Raw genomic sequence first — 13,215 nt, 5'->3', positions numbered from 1 at the left:
CGGCACGAGCACGATGACGGACGAACGAAGGAACCACCCATGAGCCAGCCCATGCCGCGGATGAACCTCGCCGGTGCCGTGGACCTGTCCACGCTCCGCGCCCCTTCACCCGGTGGTGCGCCGGGTGCCGCTCCCGGCGCACCTGCCCCGGGCGCCCCCGGCGCGACAGTTCCCGGGCCACTGGTCACCGACGTGACCGAGCAGACGTTCGGCGCCCTCGTCCAGCTCTCCTCGCAGGTCCCGGTCGTGCTCGAGCTGTGGTCGCCCCGGTCCGCCGCGAGTGCACAGCTCACGGAGGTCCTCGAGGGCCTCGCCCGCGAGTACGGCGGGCGCTTCCAGCTGGCGAAGGCCGACGTCGACGCGGCCCCGCAGATCGCGGCCGCGCTGCAGGTCCAGTCGGTCCCCACCGTGGCGGCCGTCGTCGCCGGCCAGCCCATCCCGCTGTTCCAGGGTCTCTACCCCGCCGAGCAGCTGCGCCAGGTCCTCGACGAGGTCCTGCGGCTCGCCGCCGAGAACGGCGTGACCGGTGTGCTGGCCGCCGAGGAGGAACCGCTCCCGGAGCCGGAGGAGCCGCCGCTGCCGCCGCTGCACGCGGAGGCGATGGAGGCCCTGGAGCGCGGGGACCTGGCCGCTGCGGAGGACGCCTACCGACGGGCCCTCAAGGAGAACCCGGGTGACGCGGAGGCGCACGCGGCGATGCTGCAGGTCCAGCTGCTCCAGCGGGCGGACGCGGCCGACGCGGCGCAGGCGCTCGCCGTCGCGGACGCCGGCGGTGCCGGCGACGTCGACGCGGCACTGACCGCGGCGGACGTCGAGGCGGCCGTCGGCGACTTCGGTGCGGCATTCGCGCGGCTCCTCGCCACCGTGCGCGTCACAGCCGGGGACGAGCGGGAGCGGGTGAGGCAGCGCCTCGTGGACCTGTTCGAGATCGCCGGTCTGGCGCACCCGGACGTCGCCCCCGCACGTCGCAGCCTGGCGAGCGCTCTGTACTGATCAGGATTGATGAAGGGCCCGGGACCGCGGGTTCACACGGTCGCTGCAACACCTCGATCTGAGGAGTTGCAGCGACCGTGTCCGGTCGGCGCGCGTCGCAGGAGCGTCACATCGGGTGCGCGAGGGCCGGCCCTGTGACGCTGTTGCGGCCGCGAGGTGCTCGGGCGTCGCCACAGCGTCACATCGTGTGCGTGGGGGCCGGCCCTGTGCCGCTGCTGCGGTCGTGAGGACCGGCCCCTGTGACGCTCCTACGCTCGTCAGCGCCCGGCCGGGACCAGCCAGACCGCGCCGAGCGGCGGCACACGCAGCGCGACCGAGTGCTGCCGGCCGTTCCAGCTGACCTCCTCGGCGTGCAGGGTGCCCGGGTTGAGGACGCCGGAGCCGCCGTAGGCCTCGTCGTCGGAGTTGAGGACCTCCACCCAGTCGCCACCGTGCGGCAGCCCGGTGCGGAACCCCTCGTGCGGGGTGCCGGCGAAGTTGACGATGCAGACCACGAGGTCCTCGCCGTCGGCGCTGCGACGGACGAAGGAGATGAGGTTGTGGTCCCCGTCCGTGCTCTCGATCCACTCGAAGCCGCGGTGCGAGAAGTCCTCGGACCACATCGCCGGGTGCGCGCGGTAGACCTCGTTGAGACTCGCCACGAGCCGGGCGACCCCCTGGTGCTGGGGGACGTCCATGTGCCACCAGTCCAGGCCGCGGCTCTCGTCCCACTCGGCGCCCTGGGCGAACTCCTGGCCCATGAAGAGCAGCTGCTTGCCGGGGTGGGCCCACTGGTAGGACAGCAGCGCCCGGACGTTGGCCAGCTGCTGCCAGTAGTCGCCCGGCATCTTCGACAGGAGGGACCCCTTGCCGTGGACGACCTCGTCGTGACTGATCGGCAGGACGAACTGCTCGGAGAAGGCGTAGACGAGGGAGAACGTCAGCTCGCCGTGGTGGTAGCGCCGGTTGATCGGCTCCTCCGCGACGTAGCGCAGGGTGTCGTTCATCCACCCCATGTTCCACTTGAGGCCGAACCCGAGCCCGCCGCGGGAGGTCTCGGCCGTCACGCCGGGCCACGCGGTGGACTCCTCGGCGATCATGACGATGCCGGGGACCCTCTTGTACGCCGTGGCGGTGGTCTCCTGGAGGAAGCTGATGGCCTCGAGGTTCTCCCGCCCGCCGCGGGCGTTGGGCCGCCACTGCCCGGGCTTGCGGGAGTAGTCGAGGTAGAGCATCGAGGCGACGGCGTCGACGCGCAGACCGTCGACGTGGAACTCCTCGAGCCAGTACAGGGCGTTGGCCACGAGGAAGTTGCGGACCTCGCGCCGACCGAAGTTGAAGATGTGGGTGCCCCAGTCGGGGTGGTCCCCGCGCAACGGATCCGGGTCCTCGTACAGGGCCGTCCCGTCGAACCGGGCGAGGGCCCACGCGTCCTTGGGGAAGTGGGCGGGGACCCAGTCCACGATGACGCCGATGCCGGCCTGGTGGAGGCGGTCGACGAGGTGGCGGAAGTCGTCCGGCGTGCCCAGCCGGGACGTGGGGGCGTAGTAGCCGGTGACCTGGTAGCCCCACGACCCGCCGAACGGGTGCTCGGCGACGGGCATGAACTCCACGTGCGTGAAGCCGAGGGTTGTCACGTACTCGATGAGCTCGTCGGCGAGCTCACGGTAGGACAGTCCCGGCCGCCACGACGCGGCGTGCACCTCGTAGACGCTCATCGGCCCGGTGTGGGGGTTCGTGGTGGCGCGGCGGGTCATCCACGCGTCGTCGGACCAGGTGTAGGAGGACTCGGTCACCACGGACGCGGTCGCGGGCGGCACCTCGGCGTAGCGGGCCATCGGGTCGGCCTTCTGGTGCCAGGAGCCGTCGCGGTAGCCGATCTCGAACTTGTAGCGCTCGCCGGCACCGATCCCGGGCACGAACAGCTCCCAGATCCCCGAGCCGCCGAGGGAGCGCATCGCCGTGCCGGCGCCGTTCCACGAGTTGAAGTCGCCGACGACGCGCACGGCCCGGGCGTTGGGCGCCCACACCGCGAAGCTGACCCCGGTGACGTCGCCGAGCTCGCCGGGGTAGCGGCGCACGTGCGCTCCCAGGACGTTCCACAGCTCCTCGTGCCGGCCCTCGGTGATGAGGTGCTGGTCGAGCTCGCCCAGGGTGGGCAGGTAGCGGTAGGGGTCGTCCACGGTCGTGGTGGTGGCGCCGTAGGTGACCCGGACGCGGTAGTCCGGGACCGTCGTCCCGGGCAGCACGGCCACCCACACGCCGTCGTGCTCGTGGTGGGCCTCGTACACGTCGTGGGCGGTGACGACGGCGACGGCGTCGGCGAGGTGACGCACGGTGCGCACGGTGACCGCGCCGTCCCCGACGTGGGCGCCGAGCACCGAGTGCGGGTCGTGGTAGCTGCCGTAGGCGACCTCGTGCAGGACGCCGGCGTCGACCGGGCGGGCGGGCGGTCTGGTTTCACGATCCATGGGTCAACTCTCTCCCATCAGGGTGCCGCTCGCGCGGTCTGTGGCCCCGGCGGCCGAGAGGTCGGCGGGGGTGGTGGGTCACGTGCCGGCGGCGCCGGTGAGGATCCGCTCGATCCCCGCCAACGGGATGGGCAGCCAGTCGGGCCGGTTGCGCGCCTCGTAGACCGCCTCGTACAGCGCCTTGTCCAGCTCCAGGGCGCGCAGCAGCTCGGCGTCGGCCCGGGGGTCACCGCCCGACGCCACGGCGTAGCCGTCGAGGAACGCCTCCCGCGCGGCGGTGGCCCAGCCGGCCGGGGCGCCCGCGGCGGAGGCCGCGGCGTAGTCGAACGACCGCAGCATCCCGGCGACGTCGCGCTGGGGGAGGTCCGGCTCGGTGCGCCCGGCGAGGGGACGCAGGGGCTCGCCCTCGAAGTCCAGGAGGACCCAGCCCCGGCCGGGGACGTCGAGGACCTGCCCGAGGTGGAAGTCGCCGTGCACCCGCTGCAGCCGCGGCCACGGCGCGCCCGCCCCGGCGCGCAGCACGGCGTCGATCTCGTCGGCCCGGTCCGCGAGCGCCGGGACGTGGGCGACGGCGTCGCCCTGGCGACCCTGCCAGCCGCGCAGCGTGGCCGCGCGGGCGGCGTCGTCGGCCGCGCGGGTGGGCAGCACCCGGGCGAGGACCGCGTGGACCTCGGCGGTGGCCTCGCCGAGGGCGCGGGCCCGGTCGGTGAAGTCCTCGCCCGCGGTCGCCGCGCGCAGCGCGACGCGCCAGGCGTCCTCGACCCCGGGCAGGAACTCCTGGGCCAGGGCCAGGTGGCCCTCGACCAGGGTCTCGCCGGCGCCGGTCACCGCGTCGGGCGGACCGGCGTCGCGGCCCGGCCAGCGACCGACGAGGTCGCCCACCGGGCGGGGGACGCGGGTGGACCCGGCCGAGGCGAGCGCCTGCTGGACCTCGACGTCGGGGTTGTACCCGGGGTGCAGGACTCGGAAGACCTTGAGGATGACGGGCTCGCCGTCGGCGACGTCGTAGATGACCGAGGTGTTGGACTGCTCGCCGCTGAGCACCCGCGAGCCCGTGGGCACGGGGGCCGCTCCCGCGCGGTGCCCGGTGCCCGTCCCGCGGCCGTCGACCGGGTCGAGCCGACGTTCCTCGGTGATGGCCCGGAGGAGGGCGGCGGCGCCGTCGGGGTCCTGGCAGCCGTCGTAGACCCAGCCGGCGGGCCCGGTGGCCACGAGCGCGCCCTCGAGCCCGGCGACCGGGCCCGGGTGGCGCGTGAGCGGGACCTGGTAGAGCACCGGCTCGGGGCCGGCGTCGTCGCGCACCAGCCACGTCTCCGACGCCTCGTCCAGGCGCAGGCCGGAGACCGCTGTCAGGCGGGGCTCGCGGCCCTTGCCGGTGTACCACCGCCGCCCGGCGAGCCACGGGCCGAGGGCGCCGAGGAGCTCGGCGTCGAGGATGCTCATGCCGTCCCCTCCGGGGTCGCGGCACTGGGGTCGGAGAGCCGGGGCGCGGCCGCGGCGGGGCCGGCGCCCCCGATGGGCGGCGCGACGGTCGCAGGGTCGTCGGTGGGTCGCGGGCCGGCGGGCCCGTGGCCGGCCGCGGGTGCGGTGAGCGCGGGCATCCCGGCCGGCGGCGTGGGCGGCCGGTGGTCGTGCGGCAGGACGGGGGCGCGGGGGCCGGTGCCGTCCGGGGTGACGTGGTACGGCTCCGCGCGGTGGTGCTCCTCACCCTCGCCGGGCGCCGGGCGCACGTGCGCGGGCAGGCCGCCCATGGGCGCGGTCACCGCCTCCTCCGGGCGGGTGACGACGAGCCAGAAGAAGTCGCGCGAGCCCAGGGTGAAGGTGACCGTGCCGTCGGCGGACACCGCCGGGAACCGCGCCCCGCCGAAGACGTCGGTGAGGTGGTGGCCGGCGTGGTCGGGCATGCGCACGGTCGTCGAGCGGGCGGTGTTGGCCATGTTCATCACGCAGAGCACGGTCTCGTGCCCGTTCGAGCGGGTGAAGGCCAGGACCGCGTCGTTGTCCACCCGCAGCGGGACGAAGTCGCCGTTGCCGAACACGGGGTGCTGGCGCCGCACGTCGAGGATGCCCCGGACCCAGTGCAGCAGCGACGTCTTCTGGGCGATCTGCGCCTCGACGTTGACCGCCGCGTAGTGGTTGACGAGGGACTGCACGACCGGCAGGTAGAGCTTGCCCGGGTCCGCGGTGGAGAAGCCGGCGTTGCGGTCCGGGGTCCACTGCATCGGGGTGCGCACCGCGTCACGGTCCGGGAGCCAGATGTTGTCACCCATGCCGATCTCGTCGCCGTAGTACAGGCACGGCGAGCCGGGCAGGGACAGCAGGAGCGCGTGGGAGAGCTCGATCTCGGCCCGGGAGTTGCCCAGGAGCGGAGCGAGCCGGCGCCGGATGCCGACGTTGGCCCGCATGCGCGGGTCCTCGGCGTACCAGCCGTACATGGCGGCGCGCTCCTCGGTGGAGACCATCTCCAGCGTGAGCTCGTCGTGGTTGCGCAGGAACGTCCCCCACTGCGCCCCCGCGGGGATGGGCGGGGTGTCGGCGAGGATGTCCCGGATCGCGCTCGCCCGCTGCTCGCGCAGCGAGAAGTAGAGGCGGGGCATGACGGGGAAGTGGAAGCACATGTGGCACTCGGGCCGCTCCTCGCTCCCGTAGTACTCCACCACGTCCTCGGGCCACTGGTTGGCCTCGGCGAGCATGACGACGCCGGGGAACTCGGCGTCGACCATCGCGCGCAGGTCCGCGAGGAACTCGTGGGTGCGGGGCAGGTTCTCGCAGTTCGTCCCCTCCTCCTCGAAGAGGTAGGGCACGGCGTCGAGCCGGAACCCGTCCACCCCCACCTGGCACCAGAAGCGCACGACGTCGAACATCGCGTCGCGGACCTTGGGGTTCTCGAAGTTGAGGTCCGGCTGGTGGGAGAAGAACCGGTGCCAGAAGTACTGCCGGCGCACCGGGTCGAACGTCCAGTTCGACGTCTCGGTGTCGACGAAGATGATCCGGGCGTCCTCGTAGCGCTCGGTGGTGTCGGACCAGACGTAGAAGTCGCCGTAGGGCCCGTCGGGGTTGGACCGCGAGGACTGGAACCACGGGTGCTGGTCGCTCGTGTGGTTCATGACGAGGTCGACGATGACGCGGATGCCGCGGGCGTGTGCCTCGCGCATCAGCTCCTCGAAGTCCTCGATGGTGCCGTACTCGGCCGCCACGGAGGTGTAGTCGGAGACGTCGTACCCGCCGTCGCGCAGCGGCGAGGGGTAGAACGGCGGGAGCCACAGGCAGTCCACACCGAGCCACTGGATGTAGTCCAGGCGGTCGATGAGGCCGCGCAGGTCACCGGTGCCGGAGCCGCGCGAGTCGGCGAACGCGCGCAGGAGCACCTCGTAGAACACCGCCGTGCGGTACCACTCCGGGTCCTCGGAGAGGCCGGGCCGGTGCCCGTCCTGCAGCGCCGCGACCGGCTCGACCGGGGCGGGCAGTGCCCCCTCGGGGGCGGGCACGGCGGTCTGGGTGGGGACGGCCGCACCCGCGGCCGTCTGCGCCGTCACAGCGGCCTCACGCTCAGGACGTGGGCCACCTGGGCGTGCGGATCCAGCCGGACGAACGGGTCGGGCCCCCAGTAGTACGTCTGGCCGCTCAGCTCGTCGCTCACCGCGATCGCGGGGGCGCCGGGCTCGCCGCCCGGTGTGACGCCCAGGGCCGCGAGGTCGAGGTGGACGACGCCCTCGCGGGTGAGGAAGGGGTCGAGGTTGACGACCACGACGACCGTGTCCGCCGTGCCGGTGGGCGACTGGTCGGCGGGGACGTGCTTGGAGAAGCACAGGATCCCGTCGTCGCTGGTGGGGTGGACGGTGACGTTGCGCAGCCGCTGCAGGGCGGGGTGCGCCCGGCGCAGCCGGTTGAGGGCGGTGAGCAGGGTCGCGATGCCGTGGTCGCCGGCGCGCGCGAAGTCGCGCTCCTTGAGCTCGTACTTCTCGTTGTCGATCTGCTCCTCGGCGCCGGGCCGGGCGACGTGCTCGACCAGCTCGTAGCCGGAGTAGATGCCCCACGTGGGCGAGCCGGTGGCCGCCAGGACGGCCCGGATCGCGAACGCGGTGACCCCGCCCTGCTGCATGTAGGGCGTGAGGATGTCGTGCGTGGTGGGCCAGAAGCTCGGCCGGACGCGGGCGTCGGTCTCCCGGGCGAGCTCGAGCAGGTAGTCGCCGATCTCGTCCTTGCGGGTCCGCCAGGTGAAGTACGTGTACGACTGGTGGAAGCCGATCGCGCCGAGCGTGCGCATCATCGCCGGCCGGGTGAAGGCCTCGGCGAGGAAGATCACCTCGGGGTGACGCTCGTGGTACTCCGCGAGCAGGCGCTGCCAGAAGCTCAGCGGCTTGGTGTGCGGGTTGTCCACTCGGAACGCGGTGACCCCGTGCTCGACCCACAGGTCGAGCATGTCGCGGATCGCGACGTAGATGCCCTCGGGGTCGTTGTCGAAGTTCAGCGGGTAGATGTCCTGGTACTTCTTCGGGGGGTTCTCGGCGTAGGCGATCGAGCCGTCCGCCCGCGTGGTGAACCACTCCGGGTGCTCGCTCACCCACGGGTGGTCGGGCGAGGCCTGCAGGGCGATGTCCAGGGCCACCTCCATGCCCAGCTCCCGCGCCCGGCCGACGAAGGCGTCGAAGTCCTCGAACGTGCCCAGGTCCGGGTGGATGGCGTCGTGCCCGCCCTCCCACGAGCCGATCCCGTACGGCGAGCCCGGGTCCTGCTCGGTCGCCCCCAGGGTGTTGTTGCGGCCCTTGCGGTTGGTCAGGCCGATCGGGTGGACGGGGGTGAGGTAGACGACGTCGAACCCCATCCCGGCGATCCGCGGCAGGTCCTCCGCGGCGGTGCGCAGGGTCCCCGGCGTCCAGGTGCCGGTCTCCTTGTCCAGGTGCGCGCCGACGGACCGGGGGAACATCTCGTACCAGGACCCGTACAGGGCGCGCTCGCGGTGCACGACGACGGGGTACGTGGCCGACGGCGAGACCATCTCCCGCAGGGGGTGCGCGGCCAGCACCGCGCGGACGTCGGGGGACGTCGCGGCGGCCATCCGCGCCTGGGGGGGCCGGCGCGCGTCGCGCAGGGCGGCGACGGCGTCGGTGAGGACGGCGCGGGCGCCGTCGTCCAGGCCCGGGGCCTCGGCCGCCCGGCCGAGCACCAGCGCCCCCTCGGTCATCATGAGGCCGACGTCGACGCCGGCGTCGACCTTGATCGTGGCGTCGTGGGCCCAGGTGGCGTACGGGTCGGACCAGCCCTCGACCCGGAAGCCCCAGTCACCGGGCGCGTCCGGGACGAGCCAGGCCTCGTAGCGGTCGAGGCCGGGGGCGACGTCGCGCATCGCGACCCGGGAGTGGTCGCTGCCGTCGGGCGCGACGAGGACCGCGGTGGCCGCGACCGCGTCGTGCCCCTCCCGGAAGACGGTCGCCCGGACCGGGAACGCCTCGCCCACGGTGGCCTTGGCCGGCCACCGGCCGTCCTCCAGGACGGGGGAGACCTCGACCACGGGGATGCGTCCGACCGGGGCGTACGGCGCCGGCACGGGAGCGGGCGCCGCGGCGAGCGGGTGAGGGCCGGGCGCGGCGGGCGGCTGCGCCCCGGCGGGTGCCTGCTCGGGAGGAGAGGCAGGTGCCTGCTCGGCGGCGGGGACGGGCGGCGTCTCGGAGGCGCCCGCGCTCGCTTCGGGGACGGCGGGCTGCGAGCCGGCGGGACGGTCGGAGCGGCGTCGGGCGGGCTGCTGCGGCTTCGAGGTGTGCACGGACCGAACCTACCGAGGACGGGCCCGGATGGCAGGTCCAGGGGAGGATCTGCGGCACCTGTGGCGCGGACGCCCCCAGAGGTGTCGTCGCCGTGCCCCCGGATGTAACGGAGTGCAAGCGTTGCAGGGGTTTGCCCCTAGACTTGCGCGCGTGAGAGCCATCCGACGATTCACCGTCCGCACCGTCCTGCCCGAGGCACTGAAGCCGCTGGACACCCTCGCGCAGAATCTGCGGTGGTCCTGGCACACGCCGACCCGGGAGATGTTCGCCTCCCTCGACCCGCAGCTGTGGGAGGAGGTCCACGGCGACCCCGTCGCGCTCCTGGGCGCACTGGACCCGAGGCGGCTGGAGAAGCTCGCCGCCGACCGCGCGCTGGTCGCGCAGATCCGCGAGCTCGACGCCGACCTCGCCCGCTACCTGAGCGAGCCGCGCTGGTACCAGCGGGACTACGCCGACGCCGACAAGCCGTCCGCAGTGGCCTACTTCTCCGCCGAGTACGGCATCACCGCCGTGCTGCCGCAGTACTCGGGCGGACTGGGCATCCTCGCGGGCGACCACCTCAAGTCCGCCTCCGACCTCGGCGTCCCGATCGTGGGCGTGGGCCTGCTCTACGGCGCCGGCTACTTCAAGCAGTCCCTCACCCGTGACGGCTGGCAGCACGAGACCTACCCCCTGCTCGACCCCGACAACCTGCCGCTGACGCTCCTGCGCGAGCCGGACGGCACCCCGGCGCGCGTGTCGCTGGACATGCCCGGCGGACGGACCCTGAGCGCCCAGGTCTGGCTCGCCCAGGTCGGCCGCGTGCCCCTGCTCCTGCTCGACTCCAACATCCTCGACAACGACGAGCAGGCCCGCCGGGTCACCGACCGTCTCTACGGCGGCTCCGCCGACCACCGCCTGCGCCAGGAGCTGCTCCTGGGCATGGGCGGCGTCAAGGCCGTGCGCCTGTACTCCCGCCTCACGGGCTCGCCGAAGCCCGAGGTCTACCACTGCAACGAGGGCCACGCCGGGTTCCTCTCCGTGGAGCGGATGCGCGAGCTCGTCGAGGCCGAGGGCCTGACCTTCGAGGCTGCGCTGGAGGCCGTCAAGGCGGGCACCGTCTTCACCACCCACACCCCGGTGCCCGCCGGCATCTCCCGGTACAGCACCGAGCTCGTCGCGCAGTACTTCGGCGGCGGCGCGGAGATCCCGGGCATCCCCCTCGACAAGGTTCTCGCGCTCGGCGCGGAGGACTTCGAGGGCGGCGACCGGGGCGTGTACAACATGGCCGTCATGGGCCTGCGCGCGGCCAAGCGGGCCAACGGCGTGGCCAAGCTCCACGGACGCGTCTCGCGGGGCATGTTCCACCAGCTCTGGCCCGGTTTCGACGTCCGCGAGGTGCCCATCACCTCCGTCACCAACGGCGTCCACGGCCCGACCTGGACCGACCCGGCGTTCGCCGAGATGGCCGAGCGCCACCTCACCCCCGAGCAGCTCGCGACCGGTGAGGGCTGGCTGCTGGGCCCGGACGCCGGCGGCGTCGACGACGCCGAGCTCTGGGCGGTGCGCCGCACCCTGCGCAGCAACCTCGTCACCGAGGCGCGGCGCCGCGTGCGCAAGTCATGGATCGACCGCGGGGCCTCCCCGGCCGAGCTCGGCTGGACCGGCGACGTCCTCGACCCCGACGTCCTCACCATCGGCTTCGCCCGTCGGGTGCCCACCTACAAGCGCCTGACGCTCATGCTCTCGGACCCCGAGCGGCTCTCCCGCCTGCTCACCGACCCCGAGCGCCCGATCCAGATCATCGTCGCCGGCAAGTCCCACCCCGACGACGAGCTCGGGGTCACCCTCATCCAGAAGCTCGTCCAGTTCGCCGACCAGGTCGGGGTGCGCGAGCGGATCGTGTTCCTGCCGAACTACGACATCGCCATGGCCCAGTCCCTCATGCCCGGCTGCGACGTGTGGCTGAACAACCCGCTGCGCCCGCTCGAGGCGTCCGGCACGTCCGGGATGAAGTGCGCCCTCAACGGTGCGCTCAACCTCTCCATCCTCGACGGCTGGTGGGACGAGTGGTACGACGGCCGCAACGGCTGGGCGATCCCCACCGCGGACGGCGTCGAGGACCCCGCCGAGCGCGACCGCCTCGAGGCGGCCGCCCTGTACACCCTGCTCGAGGACACGGTGGTGCCGCGCTTCTACGAGCGGGACGCCGACGGCGTGCCGCGGCACTGGATGGAGATGGTCCGCCACACCCTGGCCACGCTCGGGCCGAAGGTGCAGGCCACCCGGATGGTCCAGGACTACGTGCGCCACCTCTACACCCCGGTCGCGGTGTCCTCGCGCCGGCTCGACGGCGAGCACCAGTACGTCGGGGCCGACGAGCTCGCCGGCTGGAAGGCCCGCGTCCGGGCCGCGTGGCCGGGGGTGCGCGTCGACCACGTCGAGGCGTCGGGGGTCGCCGACGTCGTCAACGTCGGCGACACCGTCGCGGTGACGGTCTACGCCGACCTCGGCGAGCTCGAGCCGGCCGACGTCCAGGTCCAGGTCGTCGGCGGCCGCGTGGACGAGGAGGACAACCTCACCGAGTTCCGGGTCTTCGCGCTCGAGCACACCGAGGTCCTGGAGGGTGGCCGGCACGCCTTCACGGGCTCCTACACCCTCGAGTTCGCCGGGCCCTTCGGCTACACCGCCCGGATCGTGCCCAGCCACCCGGACCTGGCGTCCTTCACGGAGCTGAGCCTGGTCACCAGCGCCGAGCACTGACGCACCGGCCCGGCCGGCTCCGTGACGGGGCGGCCGGGGGTGCGGACGGGCCCGTCCTCCTCGCGGAGGACGGGCCCGTCGGTCGTCGTGCGGTGGTGGCGCCGTCGTGCGGTGGTGCCGGCGGCGCTGGGCCGCGGCCTCAGTACACCATCTGCATGGCCGCGCGGACCTCGTCGAGCGTGGCGTCCGCGACGGCGCGCGCCCGCTCGTTGCCCGCGCGCAGGACGGCGAGCAGGTGCCCCTCGTCGGCGACGAGCTCGGCCCGCCGGGCCCGGACCGGGGCGAGCATCTCGTTGACGGCCTCGGTGGCGGCGCGCTTCAGTGCCGCGCCGCCGCCGTCGCCGATCTCCCGGGCGACGTCGTGGGGGTCCCGGCCGCCGGCCAGGGCCGTGAGCTGGACGAGGTTGGAGACCTCCGGGCGACCGACGGGGTCGTAGGTGATGTGCCGGTCGGCGTCGGTGACCGCCCGCTTGAGCAGGCGGGCGGTGGTGTCGGCGTCCATGCCGAGCTCGATGGCGTTGCCGCGCGACTTGGACATCTTCTGCCCGTCGGTGCCGAGCACCGAGGCCGCCTCGGAGAGGAGCGCCTCGGGGCGCGGGAAGACCGGGGCGTCCCCGACCCGGCCGTAGCGCTCGTCGAAGCGCCGCGCCACCACGCGGGCCTGCTCGAGGTGGGGGAGCTGGTCCTTGCCGACCGGCACGAGGTTGGCCTTGCAGAAGAGGATGTCGGCCGCCTGGTGCACCGGGTAGGTGAGCATGAGGCCGGACATCGGCCGGTCGCCGGTGGCCTCCATCTCCGACTTCACGGTGGGGTTGCGGCGCAGCTCGGCGTCGGTCACGACGCTGAGGAAGGGGAGCATGAGCTGGTTGAGCGCCGGCACGGCGGAGTGGGTGAAGATCGTCGAGCGGTCGGGGTCGATGCCGACCGCGAGGTAGTCCGCGACGAGGGAGAGCACCCGCTCGCGGATCGGCCCGACGCCGTCACGGTCGGTGATGACCTGGTAGTCGGCGACGAGGACCATCGTCTCCACGCCCGCGTCCTGGAGGCGGACCCGGTTGAGGAGGCTGCCGAAGTAGTGGCCGAGGTGGAGGTTGCCGGTGGGGCGGTCCCCGGTCAGGACGCGGAAGCCGGTCGGGTCGGCGGCGATCTGGGCCTCGATCTCCTCGCTTCGCCTGCGGGTGCGCTCGAGGGAGGCGTCGGTGGTCGCCTCGGCCAGGTCGTTGCCGGCCTGGTCGGCGGCGGTCTGTCGGGGCTCGGACGTCAGG

The 13,215-nt window shown here is 73.6% G+C and carries 7 protein-coding genes; 2 read left to right on the top strand and 5 right to left on the bottom strand.

The genetic code is table 11. From position 1 onward, the window contains the following. Window positions 1-39 precede the first annotated feature (39 nt). Window positions 40-993: a tetratricopeptide repeat protein gene (locus AAEM63_RS13150; protein WP_341358702.1), complete on the top strand. Its 954-nt coding sequence runs from the start codon at window positions 40-42 to the stop codon at window positions 991-993. Window positions 994-1,250: 257 nt separating this feature from the next. Here the strand turns inward: AAEM63_RS13150 and glgB are convergent, their stop codons facing one another. The 4 genes from glgB to AAEM63_RS13130 form a co-directional block, all read right to left on the bottom strand. Next, window positions 1,251-3,443 (bottom strand): 1,4-alpha-glucan branching protein GlgB, encoded by a 2,193-nt coding sequence (gene glgB, locus AAEM63_RS13145; protein WP_341358701.1) that lies wholly within the window; start codon window positions 3,441-3,443, stop codon window positions 1,251-1,253. Between the two features lie 78 nt (window positions 3,444-3,521). Then, window positions 3,522-4,886, bottom strand: coding sequence for an aminoglycoside phosphotransferase (locus tag AAEM63_RS13140; RefSeq protein ID WP_341358700.1), 1,365 nt, complete (start codon window positions 4,884-4,886; stop codon window positions 3,522-3,524). Continuing rightward, the gene (gene treS, locus AAEM63_RS13135) at window positions 4,883-6,880 is read right to left on the bottom strand and encodes a maltose alpha-D-glucosyltransferase (protein ID WP_341361373.1); all 1,998 of its coding nucleotides are present in this window, start codon (window positions 6,878-6,880) and stop codon (window positions 4,883-4,885) included. The genes AAEM63_RS13140 and treS overlap by 4 nt, the downstream gene beginning before the upstream one ends. A gap of 95 nt (window positions 6,881-6,975) precedes the next feature. Next, window positions 6,976-8,991: an alpha-1,4-glucan--maltose-1-phosphate maltosyltransferase gene (locus tag AAEM63_RS13130; protein ID WP_341361372.1), complete on the bottom strand. Its 2,016-nt coding sequence runs from the start codon at window positions 8,989-8,991 to the stop codon at window positions 6,976-6,978. Window positions 8,992-9,358: 367 nt separating this feature from the next. On the opposite strand from AAEM63_RS13130, the gene glgP reads away from it, so the two are divergent. Next, window positions 9,359-11,950, top strand: a complete 2,592-nt coding sequence (gene glgP / locus AAEM63_RS13125; RefSeq protein WP_341358699.1) for an alpha-glucan family phosphorylase — start codon at window positions 9,359-9,361, stop codon at window positions 11,948-11,950. Between the two features lie 139 nt (window positions 11,951-12,089). Here glgP and trpS read toward each other — a convergent pair whose 3' ends face one another. Next, window positions 12,090-13,166 carry a tryptophan--tRNA ligase gene (trpS, locus tag AAEM63_RS13120; protein WP_341361371.1) on the bottom strand — a complete coding sequence of 359 codons (1,077 nt, stop codon included), beginning with the start codon at window positions 13,164-13,166 and terminating at the stop codon, window positions 12,090-12,092. Window positions 13,167-13,215 lie beyond the last annotated feature (49 nt).

Origin of the sequence: Georgenia sp. M64, from assembly GCF_038049925.1 — a bacterium.
In the GTDB taxonomy this organism is placed as follows: Bacteria; Actinomycetota; Actinomycetes; order Actinomycetales; family Actinomycetaceae; genus Georgenia.
The sequence above is the reverse complement of the archived record's forward strand: the minus strand, read 5'-3'. Positions and strand labels throughout refer to the sequence as shown.

Coding starts and splice junctions, on each gene's coding strand:
- AAEM63_RS13150 (WP_341358702.1), top strand. CDS start 40: ATGAGCCAGCCCATGCCGCGGATGAACCTCGCCGGTGCCGTGGACCTG.
- glgB (WP_341358701.1), bottom strand. CDS start 3,443: ATGGATCGTGAAACCAGACCGCCCGCCCGCCCGGTCGACGCCGGCGTC.
- AAEM63_RS13140 (WP_341358700.1), bottom strand. CDS start 4,886: ATGAGCATCCTCGACGCCGAGCTCCTCGGCGCCCTCGGCCCGTGGCTC.